This is a genomic window from Floridaenema aerugineum BLCC-F46, from assembly GCF_041929345.1.
GTDB classification, from domain to species: domain Bacteria; phylum Cyanobacteriota; class Cyanobacteriia; order Cyanobacteriales; family Aerosakkonemataceae; genus Floridanema; species Floridanema aerugineum.
This window is the reverse complement of the sequence record NZ_JBHFNQ010000075.1, coordinates 22,960-28,959: the sequence shown is the minus strand read 5'-3', so window position 1 is coordinate 28,959 and position 6,000 is coordinate 22,960. Positions and strand designations below refer to the sequence as shown.

Sequence of the window (6,000 nt, the reverse complement as noted above, 5' to 3'; positions counted from 1 at the left end):
ATTTTTCTAGAGTGTTCGTTGGCAAAAGTTCCAACGACACACTGAGAACGCCAGTAACTCTGGATACGCTGAGAAATCTTATGGTTTCCTAGCGCAAGAATCCCCAACTATAATCTCCGATTTAGTTGGGGTGCGTTCAAGTTTAAACTAGCATTGATAGAGGATCAATATTTTTATGCCCTTTGTGGTGTTTCAATCCCTGATAGGGATTAATTGAAGTTTAAACAGGGCAACTGCGTAAGGGGAAAACTTACGCTTTATTGTTTCAATCCCTGATAGGGATTAATTGAAGTTTAAACGATGCCTACTAGTAATGGCTGTGTGCTAACTTGCGTTTCAATCCCTGATAGGGATTAATTGAAGTTTAAACTTACGATCAGCATTTACTAAGCTCTCGCTGGATTGGAATAATGTTTCAATCCCTGATAGGGATTAATTGAAGTTTAAACTTGATGCCTTGCTTTGTTATAGCTTGTCCCTGCTCAAAGTTTCAATCCCTGATAGGGATTAATTGAAGTTTAAACTCGCTAGCGTCCGTAACATAAACTGCGTCAATCTTTGGTTTCAATCCCTGATAGGGATTAATTGAAGTTTAAACCTGGGTGTGGACGGTCTTTTCTATTAGGTAAACGTTTCAATCCCTGATAGGGATTAATTGAAGTTTAAACTTTTTATCTGCGAAAACGTCACCGATTTAGCTACCGTTTCAATCCCTGATAGGGATTAATTGAAGTTTAAACATCAACAGGAGTGAAATAAATGATCGAAAGAGGGCGAAGTTTCAATCCCTGATAGGGATTAATTGAAGTTTAAACATGGTTCTGTGACCGTAAAAGGGGCAAATGTTGATGAAAAGTTTCAATCCCTGATAGGGATTAATTGAAGTTTAAACGCTGAAAAAGGCATTGTCATTCTCGACAATAGTAGGTTTCAATCCCTGATAGGGATTAATTGAAGTTTAAACTTTCTGTTGAAGCTGCTGATGCCAGTTTAAATGTTGTTTCAATCCCTGATAGGGATTAATTGAAGTTTAAACCTACATGGATGGAGACTTACCTTTAGAGCAAATGTTTCAATCCCTGATAGGGATTAATTGAAGTTTAAACTTTACCATCCTAGCTATAGAGTTTTGTTCCGAGATGTTTCAATCCCTGATAGGGATTAATTGAAGTTTAAACAGTGTTAGGAGTTACAAAAGAAAATTACAGTGTCGTGTTTCAATCCCTGATAGGGATTAATTGAAGTTTAAACGATTGTGTAAATTGCGGAGCTAAACAAGATGAATTGTTTCAATCCCTGATAGGGATTAATTGAAGTTTAAACTATACATTTTGTACTTAAGGGGGAAAATTCCCCCCGTTTCAATCCCTGATAGGGATTAATTGAAGTTTAAACAATTTCTTCTTTGGGCAATGGCGTAGAACTGTAGAAAGTTTCAATCCCTGATAGGGATTAATTGAAGTTTAAACTGCGGCACTCCGAAACCCTAATCATATTTAGTTTTCGAGGTACAATGGCGCGGAACAAAATAAATCTATCATTTCAACCCACTACCTGTAAATACCCAGCCAAGGCATTTTCGCCAAAACCCTTAAACTACAAGTATTACAGACCTTGCGCGGATAACATTCCCCCCCTAAAAACCCTAAACTCTTGTACATTAACCATTTGAGACACAAACAAACTACACTCGCCAAAAACACCCACCCACTCGCGCAACATGACAATCAAACCCTACCAAAAAATCCCGATTTTAGAATGTGGCGAACCCCTCGCACCCATACCCCTGGAACACTTCGCCGCCCAAACACCCCACGCTTACGAAAAACTCCACGCCCCCTACGGCAAACTCTCACCCTATTATCTCCGAGAAACCGTCCTGGAAAACCTGATCCAAGCCCAAAACCAACTCCAGCTAACCCATCCTAACTGGCGAATTTTGATTTTTGACGCTTACCGACCAGTAGCAGTGCAACAATTTATGGTTGATTATACCTTTGCCGAACTAGTTAGCGATCGACAACTAAACCTCGACCAACTAAGCCAAACCCAAATCGAAGAACTTTGGCAACAAGTATATCAGTTTTGGGCAGCACCGAGCCTCGAACCAGCCACACCCCCACCCCACAGCACAGGCGCAGCGATCGATGTTACCTTAGTTGATGAAAATGGCAATTTAGTTAACATGGGTTCCGAGATTGATGAAATTTCCCCTGTTTCCTTCCCCGATTACTTTGCTAATAGTAACGAATTCCCAGAAACAGAATATCATGCTCATCGACAATTGTTGTTTCAGGTGATGCGAAGGGCAAATTTCCAACAACACCCTAACGAATGGTGGCACTTTTCTTACCGCGATCAAATGTGGGCTTGGTTATCCCAACAACAACAACCCAATCAACGGTTTACAGCCCAATACGGCAGAATTTAAAGTATGTACGTTGTTGCGCTTTAGCGCTCTTGTTAGCGCTGAAGCGCAACAACGTACTTTTTTATTCTGTTAGTTTCACTTGTCCGCTAGTAGCTAAAACTCTCGCACTCACGCCAAACACGCGCAACAAACCTTCGGAATCAGCATGATTATAGCTGCCTACACCTTCCATTGAAGCGTTTTCTTCTGAATATAAAGAATGTGCCACATCAGTCGCCGCCAAAAAGGAAATATTTCCCTTATAAATCGCCACTTTAATAGTTCCCGTTGCCAACTCTGCGGTACATTTAATCGCCTGAAGCGCCATCTTAGTCGCCAAATCATACCAATAACCTTGATAGATTTGTTTGGCAATTAATAAAGATAACTGATCGTAAAATTCACGGGCGCGACGATCCAAAATTAATTGCAACAAATAAGCATAACAAGTTCCTAACAATTCTACCCCTGGACTTTCATAAACTCCCCGTGATTTAATTCCCACAAAACGGTTTTCTACTAAGTGAGTGCCAATCCCTAAACCATACTTTCCGCCGATCGCATTTGTTTGCAAAAATGCTTCCACCAAACCTACAGAATTACCATTAATTTCTACCGGAACACCCTTTTCAAATCTCACAGTAATTTCTACCGTTTCATCAGGGGCATCAACCGGATAACAACCCATAATTGGCTTAACAAAATGTGCCGGAGTAGTTAACTCTTCCAACATTCCCGACTCATGAGTTAACCCTAACAAATTCGCATCAGTTGAATAAGGCTTATCTTTAGTAGCAGAAACAGGAAGACCTTTTTCCTGACAAAAATCAATCATTTCGCTACGTCCGGGAAAACGCGCTAAAAATGCTTCATCGCGCCAAGGAGCATAAACTTCAAATTCAGGAGCTAACATATTAGTAATTAATTGGAAGCGTACTTGGTCATTTCCTCTACCAGTAGCGCCATGACTAAAAATAGTTAAACCCCGTTTTTTCATCTCCAAAATCATCGCTTTGGCTAATACACATCTGGCGATTCCAGTTGTATTCCAATAGCGTCCTTCATAACAAGCTTGAGCTTGAATTACATCTATACCAGCTTGTGCGATCGCCTCTCTAGCAGGTAATAATACAAAATCAGTTGCCCCAGCTTGCAACATTCTTTGGCGAACTGCTTCAATATCATCTTCATCCGGCTGTCCCAAGTCAGCTGTAAAACAGACAACATTTACCCCAATATCTGTTAGCCAACGAGTAATTGTACAACTATCTAATCCACCCGATCCGGCAAATGCAACTGTTTTCCCTTTCAAATCCTGTGCTTTCATCGTCAATTTTCCTTTAAAGTAGCTGCTAATAAAACAGAAAGCCTAAAAAGACAAACTCTTATTATGCACCACTAGCGATCGATATCTGTCCAACAAGGCACAGTTTTTTGGGGACTGGGGACTGGGGACTAGGGAGGTGGGGAGGTAGGGAACTGAGATCGCAGCACTCCTGAGCGGAGCCTGGAGTTTCTCGTTCCCCGGTTCAACCGGGGAACGAGCATTGGGAGGTTCTACCTCCATTGCTGCAAGATCTCCCCCATCTCCCCAGTCCCCAATCCCCAACCCCCAGATTGACACCGAGCCGATCGCCAAGTAACATAAACCCTTGACCAACTAAAGCCAAGAAGCTCTCTTACAGGTGTTTTTCAGCGTTGTCATTCCCACTTATAACCGTCAACCTATACTGGAAAAATGCCTCAAAGCTTTGGAAAAGCAGCATTTGTCCCCTGAAAGCGTCGTCACAGGCTACGAAGTGGTATTAGTCGATGATGGTTCTACTGATAATACTCTGTCTTGGTTGGCATCCCACGCTACCCAACTGCCTCATGTTAAATTATTTCAGCAAAGTCACCAAGGGCCAGCCGCTGCCCGGAATAATGGTGTAGAAAATGCGATCGGTGACACAATTATATTTATTGATAGCGATTTAGTAGTAACTGAAAATTTTCTGCAAGCCCATGCAGATGCTTTAGTAGCAGGGTATCAGAAAATCGGGAGCGATCGGCTTTTTACCTACGGACGAGTAATTAACACCTGCAACTTCGAGAATCCCACCGCCGAACCTTATAAAATTACCGATTTTTCCGCAGCATACTTTGCTACCGGAAACGTGGCAATTTCCCGACATTGGTTAGAAAAAGCCGGATTATTTGACACCCAATTTCAGCTTTATGGTTGGGAAGACTTAGAACTAGGAGTACGCTTAAAAAAATTCGATTTAAAACTGATTAAATGTCCCGCAGCTGTAGGATATCATTGGCATCCACCCTTTGCATTAAACCAAATTCCCAGCTTAATTGAAAAAGAAATTCAACGCGGACGTATGGGAGTTTTATTTTACCGAAAACATCCCTGTTGGGAAGTCAGAATGATGATTCAAATGACTTGGTTACACCGTTTACTTTGGGGAATTTTATCTTTAGGTGGTTGCCTCAACGAACGTACCCTTGCTCCATTATTACAAGCATTAATCAATCAAGGTAAACCACAATTAGCCCTAGAAATTGCCAGAATTTTTCTGAATTGGTACAACGTAAAAGCAGTTTATCAAGCATCAATTATCAAGGATTTTCAATGGGAAATATTAAATTCTCGGAATGAGAAAAAGTAAAATCTCAAATCTCAAATCTCAAATCATTTACTCTTGTCCTTGATCCCACCCATTTAACATCACCAGCAAATAGCAAAGATATGGTATGTTAATATGGCTATTTTCACACACCGACTTGGTGTTGAATCTTTTTTCAGGAAGTAACAGCTTCCCCAAATACAGCAATTCACTTTTAAATGTGAGATGTAATATGCTTAATCGGGCAAAATTTTTAGGAGTGGTTTCAGGATTAGCTGTTTTAGTAGCTGCTTGTTCTGATAGCACCCAAAGTGCTACAAATACCACCCCCCCAGCAGCGGATACCGCTGCCAATGTCAGCGCTAGTGCACCTGCTGGACAAAAAAATACAACTCCAGCTATCAACATTAGCAGCTTGGGTGTGAAAGATGTCGGCGAAATCAAATTTCAGACACCACCTGCCACCGTTTTAAATGGTTTTTTTGATGCGGTGAATAACTCCGGGTCACTAAAACATAATGTAAGTAAAAATGGCACCATTACATTAACTGGTTGGGCAATCATCCCAGAAAAAACCAAAACAGCTGAAAAAGTGATTATTACCTTACCAGATAGTAATCAAATTGTCGCGATCGCCAATGTAAATTTAGCTAGACCTGATGTAGCCAAAGCTATCAAAAATCCAGCCTACAAAAACGCAGGCTGGACTACTTCATTTAAAGCCAACACTTTGCCCGCAGGTAGGGTACTCTTAAGAGCTTGGGCTTACGATCCGGCTACCAAGACAGCAACAGGGCTGAAAAATATCCATGAACTTACTGTTGCCGAATAATGGGAACAAGTTTACCCTAACTTTGCCAAATTGTGTTAGTTTAGGAATTGCTGTCTAAAATCACACATCTGAGGTTTCGGGTGTTTCTGTGACAGAAAGTGTTCAGAGATCCCCTCAGATGGAGGATTAACCCGAAAGGAGTT

At 41.2% G+C, this 6,000-nt stretch carries 4 protein-coding genes and 1 CRISPR repeat array; of the genes, 3 read left to right on the top strand and 1 reads right to left on the bottom strand.

From position 1 onward, the window contains the following. Window positions 1-189: 189 nt before the first annotated feature. Window positions 190-1,469: direct repeats of the CRISPR family, unit length 37 nt; unit sequence GTTTCAATCCCTGATAGGGATTAATTGAAGTTTAAAC. Window positions 1,470-1,726: 257 nt separating this feature from the next. Then, complete coding sequence (locus ACE1CC_RS09830; RefSeq protein WP_413270286.1) at window positions 1,727-2,431, top strand: M15 family metallopeptidase; 705 nt, start codon at window positions 1,727-1,729, stop codon at window positions 2,429-2,431. A 61-nt stretch (window positions 2,432-2,492) separates the two neighbouring features. Here ACE1CC_RS09830 and argG read toward each other — a convergent pair whose 3' ends face one another. Continuing rightward, window positions 2,493-3,737 carry an argininosuccinate synthase gene (gene argG, locus ACE1CC_RS09825; RefSeq protein ID WP_413270285.1) on the bottom strand — a complete coding sequence of 415 codons (1,245 nt, stop codon included), beginning with the start codon at window positions 3,735-3,737 and terminating at the stop codon, window positions 2,493-2,495. A gap of 358 nt (window positions 3,738-4,095) precedes the next feature. On the opposite strand from argG, the gene ACE1CC_RS09820 reads away from it, so the two are divergent. Both ACE1CC_RS09820 and ACE1CC_RS09815 read left to right on the top strand, forming a co-directional pair. Then, window positions 4,096-5,067 carry a glycosyltransferase family 2 protein gene (locus ACE1CC_RS09820; protein ID WP_413270284.1) on the top strand — a complete coding sequence of 324 codons (972 nt, stop codon included), beginning with the start codon at window positions 4,096-4,098 and terminating at the stop codon, window positions 5,065-5,067. A 190-nt stretch (window positions 5,068-5,257) separates the two neighbouring features. Continuing rightward, window positions 5,258-5,857, top strand: coding sequence for a hypothetical protein (locus ACE1CC_RS09815; protein WP_413270283.1), 600 nt, complete (start codon window positions 5,258-5,260; stop codon window positions 5,855-5,857). Window positions 5,858-6,000: the final 143 nt, after the last annotated feature.